Here is a 13552-nt window from a genome sequence, read left to right as displayed (position 1 = left end):
CTTGAGTATAAATTAAAACAGTTCACCTTTTTTACAAAGCTGAACTGCTTTAGAATTTCTATTTACGAGAGAACGGGACAGACGGGGCTCGAACCCGCAACTTCCGCCGTGACAGGGCGGTGCTCTAACCAATTGAACTACTGTCCCTCGTTTTGCCTTTTTTTCAGGCACAATTTCTATTATGCCTATAACTTCACCTTTTGTCAAGAGGTTTTTTGAACTTTTATTTGGAAGCCCAAAATCTGAGTCTCTTGCAGGGGACTGAAGTTGTTGTCACTCACCAAAATCAGACCTCTGCTACCATCGCCTAACACCGGGCCAAATGTCAACCCCTCAATGTTGTCTAGGGGAATTTTCAGGGTTTCCAAATCCAGCAGCAGCCGTTTTTGAGCGGGAGAAACCTCGCCCAGACGGCTTTTGAGGCTTTCGAGTGCTTCAATACGATCGCCCTTTTCCAGAGAAATCTCAAAAATTCTGATAGTGGTGCCGGTTTCCAGGGAGAAAGCACGCTCTAAACTCAGCAGGCGGTTATCGTCGATCGCCAACAAATCCACTAAACCGTTGCTAGTTAATTTTCCCACAGGATTCGCACCAGCGGGTAGCGGTTCGGTGATGTAGAGAAACGATGCTTCTGGATTGCCACTCACCGCATCGTAGCGCAAAATCCGGCACGGGCTCCCGGTTTCCAGGGAAGCTACGGCGCCATCTTGAACCAAGGCGTTTTCGGTAGCTGTAAATAGGTATTTGCGATCGGGCGTTAAAGTTAAACTTTCAAATGATAGATTGTTGCGGATGCCTTTACTACCTTTGTCGTCGGGCAAAAATAGGTCAGGAATTGGCAGCGTTTTCAGGAGTTTACCATCGAGGGAGAACTCTTTGATAAAAGGATTTATTTGGCGATCGACATCTCCCTCAGAAGAAACAAACACGCTATTGCCAGTAAAAACTATCCCTTCGGGATCTAAACTTAATTCAGGAAAACCTTTGCCGTTTTCATCTAATAAAGTAGTGACTCCCGTAAAAGTAATTTGCTCTTTTTCCAGTTTACCAGATTGCAAGTTGATTTTTAGAGTATAGAAGCGGGCCGGAGCCTTGCTGCTTCGGTCATCAGAAATGGCATAATAAACTTGTTTTTCGGCATCATAAGTAATGCTCGATAGTCCGCCAATTTCCGTCCCCTGAAACGGAGAACCTGTAGGAAATATTGCTCTGCCGATAAAATCTATTTTCGTAACGGCGAAAGATTGCGCTGATTGGTTTACCCAAATAGCAACAGTTGCTACCATCAAAAAACAGACAATAAATATAGTTGCTTTTCCTAGCTTTCGCATTTTACCAATAAATACATTATTACCTATCTTCCTCTTCCCTTTCTTCCTTCGCGCCCTTCGCGTCTTCGCGGTTCGTTAAATCTAAAAATCACGGCTCATGATTCAGCAAAAAATTGGTCAACCAATCTTTAACCACATAAGTAGCACGACAGTCGTCCTCATTGTAGCGGACGATCGCCTCCAAGAGCGATCGATCGCCAGTTTTGAGCCAATCGTCGTACCAGCAGACGCACTGAGCACCATTAGCCTTAGCATCTCGCCAATCAAAACCCAGCCAGCGGGCAATTGGTTTGAGTGCGTAACTTTCCACCGGCATAATCGCTTTTTGCGTCACTTGTTTGTGAATATCTACAAACCGTTTCAGCACGGGTTTCCACAAATAAGCTGGAGTATTGTAAAGTTTAGCCAGCCGCTTAAAAGTCTTGACTTCGTAGTCGCAAAAGTGGAAAATCGGAGCAATGGGATAAGTCCACATTAATTCTAAAAATTGCTCCCAGATTGCACCTTCCTCTGCTGCTGATTCTGCTAAAAAGCCGTGGAATTTTTCCGTATTGTTGCATCGGTCAACAACTAAGACTCCGTGGAGGTAATCTAAATTTAACTCGGGTTCCGCTTCAATGTCAAAGTAGAGTTCGATTGGGGCGATCGGCAAAAAAACAGATTGGGAATACGGAATTGGTTTCTTGCGGAGGATTGGCGCAGGTATAGAAGATGTGGCAGGTTTATTTTCTGTAGTGTTTCCCAGAACAAGATTAACTGTTGCTAAACTCTTCTCGGCAACTTCTGGTATGATTATAAATTGATTAACTTCTGTCTCTTCTCTTATTCTTTCTTTACTCACACCTACATCGGTTAAATTTGTTAAATCCCCTACAGTGTTCGCTGCCGAACTTCTATCCGTTACATCCGTTACATCCGTTACGAAATCCGTTGCCGAACTTCTATCCGTCACATCCGTTACAAAATCCGTTGCCGAACTTCCTTCCTCCCGCAACAGCGGTTGATTTAGCAAGTGCGATTTAGCTTGCTGCACTACATCAAAGGCAACTCTGTCGGGGAATTCTGGATACTCAGCTAGCAGTTCGGAACTAGCATTAGCGAGAGCTTCTACATCAGTAATTTTGAGAGTTTTTAGTCTAGCATAGCGGCTGGCAGTAACTCCCGGTAATAACGAAAGATGTTTAATAGATTCGGCTTCGGCGTGACAGAGAGTATACCAACCACAAAGATTGCACTTTTGCCGGGAAATGAACACCTCTGGTTTATCCCGATTTTCTATTATCTGAATGCAGTTGTCTAAAATCTCGAACATCTGAGGAGTTCGCTGGTCGAGATTCACCGCCCACAGCCCTTTTTTTCGCAGCATCAGCCACGCAGTATCGGGCATTGTTTCCTGTACGGAAGCTAAAACTTGGGCGTGAAAAGCTGCGATAATTTGATACTCTTGTTTTGGTCGCTTGCTAAGCCAAATATCGGCAGTAATATAACTCCAATTGCCAAATTTTGATTGTCCCGGCTGTTTGATTAATAAATGAGGGCGGCCGATCAGGGTAATGTTTGAAGAGGGAAGACTGGAGGATGAAAGATGAACAGGAGTTTCGGGGATTTCTCCAAATTCTGGGAAATATGGACTGTCAATTCCTACCAGAGAAGTTGTCGCGCCGTTGGTTTGGCCGAATTCGCCCTGCATCAGAACTCCTCGGTAAATGCGATCGACCCCTTGCTGCATTAAACTCAATGTAGCGGCCGCGCCGGCTTCCCAATCCCCTCTAGGATAATATGGTTGTTGGTAAGTCTCGTGTTCCAAAGCTTGCTGCTGGTATGCCGCGCTGTCGCGCATCAGTTTCAGCAAAAAGTCGCTGGGGGGATCTAGTTGTTTCCAGTCTCCGCAGGTGTCTAAAAATGCTCGGAGATGGCATCGCTGATAGGAAAGTAGCAGTTTGTCAGTTATTAACATTTAGTATTCGCAAGGCATAGAGTATCAGGCAAAAGGTATAAAATTCACAGCATTAGTTATTCAATATTAACGCTATCAATAATTCCCCAAAAAAAATGACAAAGGACAATCACCGGCAACAATTCCCAGCTTTGGCCAATAAAGCTTATTTTAACTACGGCGGACAAGGGCCGCTGCCTGAGACTGCTTTAGAGGCGATTTATGATGCTTACAAACGGGTGCAGCTTGGGGGGCCGTTTTCGGGGGAGGTGGGGGCTTGGGTGGTTCAGGAGGCGATGCTGACGCGACGTGCGATCGCATCTGAGTTGACCGTACCTCCTGAAACCATCGCCCTGACTGAAGATGTCACCGTCGGCTGCAATATTGCGCTGTGGGGCATTGACTGGAAAGCAGGCGACCATTTGCTGCTTTCTGATTGCGAACACCCCGGCATTGTAGCTAGTGTAATGGAACTTCAGCGCCGTTTCAACATTGAGGTTTCGTTTTGTCCGTTGGCGGCTACTTTGAATGAAGGTGATCCGGTGGCGGTGATTGCTGATAGTTTGCGGCCAAATACTCGCTTGTTGGTTATCAGTCACATTTTGTGGAATACTGGCCAAGTTTTGCCTCTGGCTGAGATTGTGAAAGTATGTCATCAAACCGGAGTCAAAGTGTTAGTTGATGCGGCTCAATCAGTGGGGGTTTTGCCTTTAAATTTGATTGAATCTGGGGTTGACTTTTATGCTTTTACTGGTCACAAATGGTGGTGTGGCCCAGAAGGTTTGGGGGGACTTTATGTGAGTGCTGAAGCTTTGGCAGATTTGCATCCGGTGTTTATCGGTTGGCGGGGAATTTTGACGGATGCTAATGCTAAAGTCCTTGGGTGGAAGTCTGGAGCACAGCGCTACGAAATTGCGACTTCGGCTTATCCTTTGTATGCGGGTTTGCGGAGTGCGATCGCCCTGCAATATGAATGGGGTACGATCGAGGAAAGGTATGCGGAAATCTGCCGTTTGAGTAAGTATCTCTGGGAGCGTTTGTCGGAACTTCCCGATGTGGAATGTTTGCGGAAATCGGCGCCGGAAGCGGGTTTGGTTTCGTTTCGATTAACTAATGGGATGCCGCACAAGAAGCTGGTCGATTTGTTGGAAAAACAGGGAATTATGGTAAGGACTATTCTTAATCCTGATTGTGTGCGGGCTTGTGTTCATTATTTTACCACTGAGGCGGAGATTGATAAGTTGGTTGGGGCGATCGCCATAGCGTAGGGTGCGGCGCCACCGTTAGCTATTTCAACTAGCTGGAAAATCTCACGGCGGCGCACGATACAAATTGGTTGGGGCGATCGGCCCTAAGTCCGTATATTGGTTATGGTGTGGCTGGAACAATTATTATTAAGAAGATTTTGGGTATTCCTGAAGTATAAATGTCTGTGGGCTACCTTTAAGATTCTGTTTCATCACCCGAAGCAGACGATTGTCCATTGGCTGTTTATCTTGAGTGAAAAAGTCGTGGAGTACCTGCACTTTGCCTGCATAGTCTCGATCGGCTTTACAAATTACAATTCCTGCATGATTTGAGGTTGTAAAGTGGAGATTCATAAAATCTTGACGATTTTCTGTAATGACTATGCGCCCTGCATTTGTCGCGTACATCAAGACTTCATCATCGGGAATTTTTTGATTGGCTTGTCCGGCTTCATAGGATGTCAAAACATCATAGCCACGCGATCGCAGTAAATTAACCATTTCGATCGGGAAGTTTTCATTTGAGTAAAACTTTAGCATTGGCAGTTATTCATTTTCAGCAAGCCACAGCTCGATTTCTTCTCGGTTATGTTCGTAATAGTTCCCAACCGCTTGCAAATCTTGAAGGGTGAGTCCTGGATAATTATAGAGAAGTTCGGCTTCAGTTGCGCCCTGTTGTTGGTAGGCGATAATCGTCCAGACGGGAATGCGGGTATCGCGAATTCGCGCTGCACCGCCACAAATTCCTGGAGTTTTGTGAATGGGATTTTGAAGGGTTTGGACGAATTGCAGCGTTTGTGCTAGCAAGTCATCAGGCAGTGTTTCAATGGTTTGGAGAAGTTGTTCTTTGATGGTCATAATCGATATCCAGATGCAATAGCGGTTTAGACATTGGCAGCTTCGATAATTTTCTCAGCGTCAATAGAGGCATCTATTTCCTGAGAGTGGGCGGCATAAAAAGCGAGAACATCGTTCACTTGAGCTTCACTTAAGTCATACTCAGCGGCAATTTGGTTTGGCGAAAAACCCCATTTCTGGGCTGCGATGACTATTGTTTGCACCCGCAAGCGAGTGCCGCGCAAAACAGGAACGAGTTGGCCACTAGCGCCGCGCACATAGGTAATTTCAGGAAAAGTGCGATCGTCTGATTTATGCAGCCCCGTGAACTTCATGCTTTTACAATAACAATGGCTCTATTTTAGCTTGTACCTCTTCAATTACATCTTGAGATACCGACTCAACCAATCGAATACCGCGAGCTTTCCAGTCTAAACACTTAATTTGATCTGCAAGAATTACTCCCTGAACTTTTAATCCAGTGGGTAGGATAACTTCAAAAGGATACCCTTTTTGTTGTTTTGTAATCGGCATAAATAGAGCTAAGGAGCTTTTCTCGTTGTAGGAGCGAGGCGACAGCACAAAAGCAGGTCTAAGTCCTTTTTGCTCGTGTCCCTTAGTTGGGTCAAAGTCTAAATAAACGATATCGCCTCGACTCGGAATGTAGGGATTTGATTGTGTCACCAAACTTCGTTCCCGATAGCAACTCCAGTATCAATCTCAGTATGAACATTGTCTGGCGTCATTGCCTCGATCAGCTCCTCAAGCGAATACCGCCGACGAACGATAGGCTCGATCGTCAGCTTGCCATCTATCAAGACAAGCTTCACTTCGGAACCCTCAGCCAAGTTAATCTCTTTAGCTAAATTCTGTGGAATCCGAATAGCAAGACTGTTTCCCCATTTTGCGATCGTCCCAACCATAGCCTGAACCTCCAGTTAGTGATATCACTCTGAGGAATTTACCCTTTCTAAGAAAACGTATATACAGAGTATCTACAGTGTAGCGACTAAGCGGATGTTTGACAAGCACAGAAAATTTGATAAAAAAGGAAATCGCCCTTTCTCTACAACAAGCAAAGGGCGATCGACTTTTCACCTAAATTAATCTCGATTTACGCACTCCGACACAGAAACCGGGTTTTTTACTTAATCTGTCGTCTTCAACGCAGTATTGTCGCAAAAACCCGGTTTCTCAGATCCTAATTAATGACTGTGCCCGTGCCCGCCGTGAGAATGCCCGTGCCCGCCATGAGAATGCCCGTGTTCGCCATGAGAATGGCCGTGTCCGTGAGAATGACCGTGTTCGCCATGAGAATGGCCGTGTTCCCCGTGAGAATGGCTGTGTTCGCGCTGGGCCGAAGCCAAACTCGGATTAACAGCAACCGCAGTTTCACTCAACAACGCTTCAATCTGTGGATTTGCCCACTCTGCCGCCATTTTCAGAAACTCTGGATGGTCATTCACGCAAGGCAATTTACGGTAAGTAACTCCTTGACGCTGTTTCTGCAAAGACTCAATCACGTGGTCAACATCTAACAATGTTTCGTGATTTTCTGTCGCAAATCCGATCGGCATAAACACGATCGCAGTTGCACCCAGATCGATCAAATTCTTCGCAGCCAACGTCGCATCCGGCTGCGTCCATTCAATCAGCGGCGTGTCATGATTCAGCCAACCCACCGAAATCAAAGGATAGCGATACATCAAACGTTCCCGCACGCGATCGTACAAAGCTTGACTTTCCACAATTCCCGAAGTAAAGCCCTTCGCCTTGTGCGGACAACCGTGATTCATCAGCACAATCCCAATCTGAGAAGGCAAATGCGCTACAGCTAAATCGTTCTTAATTTCCTCTTCAACCAAATCCGCCATTAGCTGGATGTAAGCAGGTTCATCGTAAAAAGAAGGAATGTAGCGCTGTCCTTTTACCCAATGTTCCTTACCATCAAAGGTTTGTGCTAAAGCTTTATTCACCTGTTCCACAGCAATGCCGCTGGTGAAAACAGAATCAACAACCAACAGCGGATAAATCAGAATTTTGTCAAATCCTTCTGCTTTAATTTGAGGGATTACTTGTTCCGGCAAAAACGGCGCGCAAAAGTTAAAAGCTTTGAACACTTTTACTTTATCGCCCCATTTCTCCTGTAAATTCTTTTCAATCCCGGCGCGCTGTTGTTCAAAAATTGCATTGTGCGGCGAAACGAATTGACCGTGTTGGTGACTCCACTCGTGCAAGTCAAAGATTGCTAAAATCTTAGCCAGCGGCGGATAAATCCAAAGCGGTACTGGCGCAAACTTTGCCGTAAGCAAATTTAAAGCTTGTTCGTTGTAGTTGGCAAAATCGTCGTAGCTTTCGACTTCGCCGTAACCCATCAGCAATACAGCAACGCGATCGTTACTTGCGGGTGCTGCAGATGTTTTGAAATCGATTTTTTCTGGAGAAGCAACCACTTTGTATTCCTCAATTTTATTTATTCTAAGAGATCCAGGCAGGATGAAGGGTGAATGGGAGATTTTTCATTGTTTGCGATCGCACGACTGACGTGCGCGGGGCTGATTCCCGGTTTCTGCGCCCATACTTCCCGGTCAAACCTCTTATTTATCCTAGAAACCGGATTGATGAGCATCAGTCCTAAGTCGGTTTTTTGATCCTGACCCGAAATTCGTAGGGCAGCTAAGCTGGCAGGCCTCTAATTTTCACAATCCTATTTCTTTAAGCTTTTGTGGGGTCGGCTTCGACGCCGCCGGAAAAGTTAAATCTAAATACAGAACTGCTTAAAACTAGAATCAGCCTTTGCTAAGCTTGACAGGAGATGGGGCGGGGGGGGATAAGTTTCATGTTTTCTTAAGACTCCCTCACCTTGCCTCAGATTAATGCGGTTTGGAGCGTTCCCAGCATTTAACTTGGGGGGATACTCTTCAAACTTGACTCTATTATAACTTTAACACCCTATCCCCTGGGGTAGTATATGATATAGTAGGCATATGATAAAGTTATGTTGCGAACTATATTAACTTTCTTGACGAACTATGAGACTGGTAATTTGCCCCGGAGTCCACGAACCAAAGCTAACCGACTGTTTCCTGGCGGGACTTTCGGGGCTTTGGGGAGTGGCAGCCGATCGCGAAAACCAGCAAATAGTTGATCGTGTCAAGATTTTTCCCGCTCATAAATATCCGCCTTTTTCGGCTCTTGACATATTGCACTTTTTGTGCAGCGAAAAGTTAGCAGGAGAAAGTCTAGTATTTGTCAGCTTTTCGGCAGGAGTAGCCGGGGCGATCGGGGCGGCTTGGATGTGGCAGCAACTCGGCGGCAAAGTCGGGGCTTTTTTTGCCTTAGACGGTTGGGGAGTACCCCTGGGGGGCAATTTTCCCATCCACCGAATCAGCCACGATCGCTTTACGCACTGGAGTTCAGCAATTCTCGGCGGCGGTGGAGAAAGCTTTTATGCAGATCCGGCGATCGAACATTTGGATTTATGGCGAGCTCCCGAAACGGCAAAAGGCTGGCACGTCAGCCAAACCGCCGCCGGCATTGAGACTGTCGCACCCACAACCGCAGCAAAATTTTTAGTCCACCTATTGAAACAATACGGAGTCCAATCAGTTGTTTAATCTTAATTTAGTATCCTCAGCGATCGCACCTATTGCCACCATTGCCCGCCTCGACAATTCTGTCACTTCAGGCACAACTAACACCATCAAACAGTGGTTAATATTTAGCGCCTCTGCATTTTTAGTTTCAATTCCAGTCTTCGTGCAAGCACCGTTAGTGCGCTTATATCCCACCATCAGTTTGCTGTCAACTATCCCCTGGTTCGTTCTTAGTTTAATTCTAATTTTTCGCCCCAAAACCCAACTTTGGGGAGATTTATTATTAGGATTTGCCGGATGTTGGCTGGCAGGTTCTATCTATTGGGGCTGGTTTAGATGGGAACCTATTTTACATCTACCTATAGAAGCAATTGGCTTGCCTTTTGCTATTTGGTGCTTGGGCAAATCTTGGGGGAAAGTGGGCGGCTATTTTTATTTAGGTTCGCTCTTGGGCACTGCCATTACTGATTTATATTTTTATTTAACTGGGTTGATGCCCTACTGGCGGCAAGTGATGCACGCGGAACCGGAATTAGCAATGCCGATTTTTCAAAGTGCGATCGGTCAAATCGAAACTCCTTGGGGCATAGGCTGTGCTTTAGTTTTAATCGCTGTGTTGCTAACAGTCGGTTTGCTGAGTTTGCGCGATCGAGAACTCCACTGGCGCGCGTTTAGCGGCGCGGTGTTAAGCACGCTTTTGGTTGATGGTTTATTTTGGTTGGCTGCTTCTGCTGCTTAAGATTTATGATTAGTTTTTATGTTGGTATTTTTTGACCGCAGATGTGGGCAAATTGACGCAGATTAACGCAGATTTTTTTGAGGGATGTAGTCTGGAGATTCCTGACTTTTTAAAGAAGTCGGGAATTTTGGTATTTACTGAACAATTATGAGTTAAAATCTAAAATCTAAAATCTAAGAATCCTAAATCAATATCATGTCTTTCATTTCAATTCGCGGTGTAGAACATTATTACGAGTGGATAACTGCAGATAACAGTACCCAACCCAGCGGCAAACCCGTGATGGTATTTCTGCACGGTTGGGCGGGTTCAGCGCGCTACTGGGAAAGCACGGCACGGGCTATTGCTGATGATTTTGATTGTTTGCTCTACGATATGAGAGGTTTTGGTCGATCGCCCTTGCCAAAAGAGCCTCCTGAGTCCAGCTACGAACTCGAAACCTACGCCCGCGATTTAGCTGAATTATTAGAATCTCTGAATTTAAGTCGCGTCTTTCTCAATGCTCACTCCACAGGTGCATCAATTGCTACTTTATTTCTCAACCTTTACCCCGAAAAAGTAGAAAAAGCAATTCTCACTTGCAGCGGGATTTTTGAATACGATGAAAAAGCCTTTACAACTTTTCACAAATTCGGTGGCTATGTGGTAAAATTTAGACCCTCTTGGTTGGCATCCATCCCGTTTGCCGATCGGCTATTTATGGCCCGGTTTTTGCGCCGTTCCCTGCCCACAGAGGTCAGTCTGGCGTTTCTCAAGGATTTTTTAATGGCAGACGAGCAAGCTGCTATCGGTACAATGGTGACGGCAGTCAGTAAAAGAGCAGCCGAGGAAATGCCCCAAGAATTTGCGCGGCTGAGTGTTCCCACACTGCTTATTGCCGGAGAATTTGACCAAATTATCCCCGCCGTCATGGGAGAGCAAGCAGCCTCCCTCAGCAAAAAAGTAGAATTTGTTATAATTCCGAATACGGCTCACTTTCCGATGCTGGAGGATGCCGCAACATACTTGCAGCGAATTCGAGACTTTTTGCCAGCAGCGGCTTAGCTGAGTTATTGTTCCTCTAATGTACGATCGGACACGCAAGCTTTGAGAACGGCTTTTGCTCCGATCTTAATTTTTAATTTCTAATTTCTTAAAGCGAAAGGTGGTACAATGAACGACCTCGACCAATACTATAAAGTGCTGGGACTGTTGCCGGGAGCTTCCAGAGAAGAAATTAGCCAAGCCTACAAGGATTTAGCGTTCATTTGGCACCCCGATCGCATCCCCAAAGACAATCCCAGACTACTACAGAAAGCTGAAGAGAAGATTAAGGAAATTAATCAAGCTCGCGAACAATTGCGATCGATTCAACCAAGAGGTCAGAATCAGAATGTTCAGCACAAACATACTCAGCACAAACACACCCAGCAACAAAACACCCAGCACAAACATACCCAGCACCAAAACACTCAGCAACAAAACGCTCAGTATAGAAACACTCAGCAACAAAACACTCAGCAACAAAATACTCAGTACAGAAACACTCAGCAACAAACTACCCAGCAACAAAACGCTCAGTACAGAAATACCCAGCAACAAACTACCCAGCAACAAAACGCTCAGTACAGAAATACCCAGCAACAAACTACCCAGCAACAAAATACCCAGCAACAAAATACCCAGCAACAAAATACCCAGCAACCCAATACTCAGTACAGAAACACCCAGCAACCCAATACTCAGTACCAAAATACCCAGCAACAAAACGCTCAGTACCAAAACACTCAGCAACCCAATACTCAGTACCAAAACACTCAGTACCAAAACACTCAGTACAGAAATAGTCAGTATCCAAACACCCAGCCACCACCGGCCACCCCAAAAGAACCGCGCTACTCTTCTGAACCCTCTTCAGGAAAATATGGTGGAAATTATGCGGGAAACTATGGGGGAAACCCTGCAGGGCCATATTCAGAGGCGTCCCGCTACCAATCGCAGCCACCGCCATCTCAGTCTTACCGCCAAGCTGGGCCGCAAGCTCCCGATTTGAGCGGTTCCAACTTCAAAGGAGCTTCCTTAAAAGAAAAGGATTTTTCAGGGAGAAACTTGAGCAATGCAAACCTGAGTGAAGCCGACTTAAGTGATGCTTTTCTACACAACGTCAATCTCACAGGCGCGAATTTGCACCAAGCTAACTTGTTCCGGGCTAATTTGTTAGGAGCTTGTTTGATTAATGCCAACTTGAGAGAAACCAACTTAATCGGAGCCGATTTGAGCGGTGCTGACTTGAGCGGTGCTGACTTAACAGGAGCGAAAATCGGTTACGGCGATCGAGTTATGGTCAAACTTACCCGGACTACATTAACAGGTACAATCTTACCCGACGGTACTGTTCATAGCTAAATTATTTAGTTTTTAGTCAGTGGTTGTAGACGCGGGTTTTACCCGCAATATTTGCAGCAATTCCTAATACAAAAAAATCCGCCCTTTGCGAATTTGGGAGAAAAACTTATATTCTGTCCGCTAGAACAACCGCCATAAAATTGGTTCGTAGTGAGGGCATTCGTCGTCAGAATTGTATGAGGACTTGCATTCCTCGCTGCGTACCCATAATGGTTAAATTACTTGATATGATATTACGCGATCGCGATCTTACAAACCGAGTTTTTTTACCCGGTTCAACAACTGCAACGAGGTCTTTTCCTTCATCAAACCCCGTTTCTGTCTCCAACACGGCTAGTCGAGATTCATATTACAGCAACCGCCAAAATGGTTCCTGTTCTGTTTTTTCCTTCTTCCTTGTTCCTTCTTCCTTGTTCCTTCTTCCTTGTTCCGACTTGCATCGGACTGACATCCGTTACATCCGTCGAGCGAATCCGTTGCCGAACTTCCTTCTTCCTTGTTCCGACTTGCATCGGACTGACATCCGTTACATCCCGTACATTGCTCGTTGCCGAACTTCCTTCCCTTATTAATTACTTCCGCCACGGCGATTGCGTAACTTTCGTCCAGCAGCCAGCATAGCGCCTCCCGCCATCAAACCCCCCACAGTCATCGGTTCGGGAACCGGTTCAGGTTGAACCGTCCCCACAGAACCGCCTTGAATAAATACAGCAGAATCTAACTTGCCATCGCCCACATCTTTAATGCGGATACTGAGAACATTCGTCTGATTTTGCTTGAGCAAACCCTCAAAACCTAAAACTTTAGTAAAACCGTCCAGCTTAACGATGTTAGCAGCAATACCTGTCAAACTTGGGTTGTTAATATAGTCGGGGTGATCTTTAGAGCGATTATATGGATCTGGAACCAGATTATTAATCGTAACTTTTTTTCCGTCGCTCAATTTGGCCAAATTAGTGCCGTTCAGCAGCAGTTCAAAATCGTCATTATATTTAGAACCGCCGAACTCAGGAAACTCCTCAGAAGCAAATACATATTGAAAAAATAACTTTTCAACCGTGCTATTAGCAAAAAAGCTGAGGTTTAGCTGAGTCAGATCGCCCTGTTCACCCTTAGGACCAAAGTCCGTGCTTAAATCGCTGTCCTGTGTCGTGAAGTTATCTTTGCGATTCTGACCCGGTATATCGGCAACTCTACCAGTGCTCAGAACAACACCTGATGTCAAACCGAAGGGGTCATTAGTGAAAGTACCAAAAGCAGCCGAATTACCCGTAATTGAAACAGAGAAATTACTCAACCCGGCTGTATTAGTCCCCAATAAATTATTTTTTAAAGTTTCAGTGTTATTAGTTGCCCCTACCGAAAATGCCATTGCTGGCGCTGCCAACAAACTCAGAGCAGTAGTTAATGTAGCTGTTAAGCCAGCAATTTTGTGAGTAATTATCATAAATTTTTCCTGGAAGATACAAACCTGATCCAAT

15 protein-coding genes and 1 tRNA gene are annotated in these 13552 nt (G+C 45.4%); 5 read left to right on the top strand and 11 right to left on the bottom strand.

The genetic code is table 11. From position 1 onward, the window contains the following. Positions 1–73: 73 nt before the first annotated feature. From QUA10_RS12880 to QUA10_RS12870, 3 genes are all read right to left on the bottom strand, one after another. Positions 74–147 (bottom strand) — tRNA-Asp (locus QUA10_RS12880). A 56-nt stretch (positions 148–203) separates the two neighbouring features. Next, the gene (locus QUA10_RS12875) at positions 204–1331 is read right to left on the bottom strand and encodes an esterase-like activity of phytase family protein (RefSeq protein WP_333082360.1); all 1128 of its coding nucleotides are present in this window, start codon (positions 1329–1331) and stop codon (positions 204–206) included. An 88-nt stretch (positions 1332–1419) separates the two neighbouring features. Then, the gene (locus tag QUA10_RS12870) at positions 1420–3288 is read right to left on the bottom strand and encodes a TM0106 family RecB-like putative nuclease (RefSeq protein WP_333082359.1); all 1869 of its coding nucleotides are present in this window, start codon (positions 3286–3288) and stop codon (positions 1420–1422) included. Between the two features lie 95 nt (positions 3289–3383). On the opposite strand from QUA10_RS12870, the gene QUA10_RS12865 reads away from it, so the two are divergent. Then, positions 3384–4535 (top strand): aminotransferase class V-fold PLP-dependent enzyme, encoded by a 1152-nt coding sequence (locus tag QUA10_RS12865; RefSeq protein ID WP_333082358.1) that lies wholly within the window; start codon positions 3384–3386, stop codon positions 4533–4535. Between the two features lie 126 nt (positions 4536–4661). Here the strand turns inward: QUA10_RS12865 and QUA10_RS12860 are convergent, their stop codons facing one another. From QUA10_RS12860 to QUA10_RS12835, 6 genes are all read right to left on the bottom strand, one after another. Beyond that, a complete protein-coding gene (locus QUA10_RS12860) occupies positions 4662–5054 on the bottom strand; it encodes a DUF5615 family PIN-like protein (RefSeq protein ID WP_333082357.1) in 393 nt (130 codons plus the stop codon). A gap of 6 nt (positions 5055–5060) precedes the next feature. Beyond that, positions 5061–5372: a DUF433 domain-containing protein gene (locus QUA10_RS12855; protein ID WP_333082356.1), complete on the bottom strand. Its 312-nt coding sequence runs from the start codon at positions 5370–5372 to the stop codon at positions 5061–5063. A gap of 26 nt (positions 5373–5398) precedes the next feature. Beyond that, positions 5399–5686, bottom strand: coding sequence for a DUF433 domain-containing protein (locus QUA10_RS12850; protein ID WP_333082355.1), 288 nt, complete (start codon positions 5684–5686; stop codon positions 5399–5401). A gap of 4 nt (positions 5687–5690) precedes the next feature. After that, positions 5691–6035: an endoribonuclease MazF gene (gene mazF / locus QUA10_RS12845; RefSeq protein ID WP_333055049.1), complete on the bottom strand. Its 345-nt coding sequence runs from the start codon at positions 6033–6035 to the stop codon at positions 5691–5693. Beyond that, positions 6032–6274 (bottom strand): AbrB/MazE/SpoVT family DNA-binding domain-containing protein, encoded by a 243-nt coding sequence (locus QUA10_RS12840; protein WP_333082354.1) that lies wholly within the window; start codon positions 6272–6274, stop codon positions 6032–6034. Before QUA10_RS12840 ends, mazF begins: the two co-directional genes overlap by 4 nt. 282 nt (positions 6275–6556) lie before the next feature. Then, positions 6557–7804, bottom strand: a complete 1248-nt coding sequence (locus QUA10_RS12835) for a ferrochelatase (RefSeq protein WP_333082353.1) — start codon at positions 7802–7804, stop codon at positions 6557–6559. Positions 7805–8383: 579 nt separating this feature from the next. Between QUA10_RS12835 and QUA10_RS12830 the strand changes: the two genes are divergently transcribed. From QUA10_RS12830 to QUA10_RS12815, 4 genes are all read left to right on the top strand, one after another. Beyond that, positions 8384–8968, top strand: a complete 585-nt coding sequence (locus QUA10_RS12830) for a hypothetical protein (RefSeq protein ID WP_333082352.1) — start codon at positions 8384–8386, stop codon at positions 8966–8968. After that, positions 8961–9686: a DUF3120 domain-containing protein gene (locus QUA10_RS12825; protein WP_333082351.1), complete on the top strand. Its 726-nt coding sequence runs from the start codon at positions 8961–8963 to the stop codon at positions 9684–9686. The genes QUA10_RS12830 and QUA10_RS12825 overlap by 8 nt, the downstream gene beginning before the upstream one ends. A 195-nt stretch (positions 9687–9881) precedes the next feature. Then, a complete protein-coding gene (locus QUA10_RS12820; protein WP_333082350.1) occupies positions 9882–10730 on the top strand; it encodes an alpha/beta hydrolase in 849 nt (282 codons plus the stop codon). Positions 10731–10838: 108 nt separating this feature from the next. Next, positions 10839–12071 (top strand): pentapeptide repeat-containing protein, encoded by a 1233-nt coding sequence (locus QUA10_RS12815; protein WP_333082349.1) that lies wholly within the window; start codon positions 10839–10841, stop codon positions 12069–12071. Between the two features lie 344 nt (positions 12072–12415). Here the strand turns inward: QUA10_RS12815 and QUA10_RS12810 are convergent, their stop codons facing one another. After that, complete coding sequence (locus QUA10_RS12810) at positions 12416–12583, bottom strand: hypothetical protein (RefSeq protein ID WP_333082348.1); 168 nt, start codon at positions 12581–12583, stop codon at positions 12416–12418. Positions 12584–12639: 56 nt separating this feature from the next. Next, positions 12640–13518, bottom strand: coding sequence for a choice-of-anchor L family PEP-CTERM protein (locus QUA10_RS12805; protein WP_333082347.1), 879 nt, complete (start codon positions 13516–13518; stop codon positions 12640–12642). Positions 13519–13552: the final 34 nt, after the last annotated feature.

It is taken from the genome of Microcoleus sp. Pol8_D6, assembly GCF_036700965.1.
Classification (GTDB): Bacteria; Cyanobacteriota; Cyanobacteriia; order Cyanobacteriales; family Microcoleaceae; genus Microcoleus.
The sequence above is the reverse complement of the archived record's forward strand: the minus strand, read 5'-3'. Positions and strand labels throughout refer to the sequence as shown.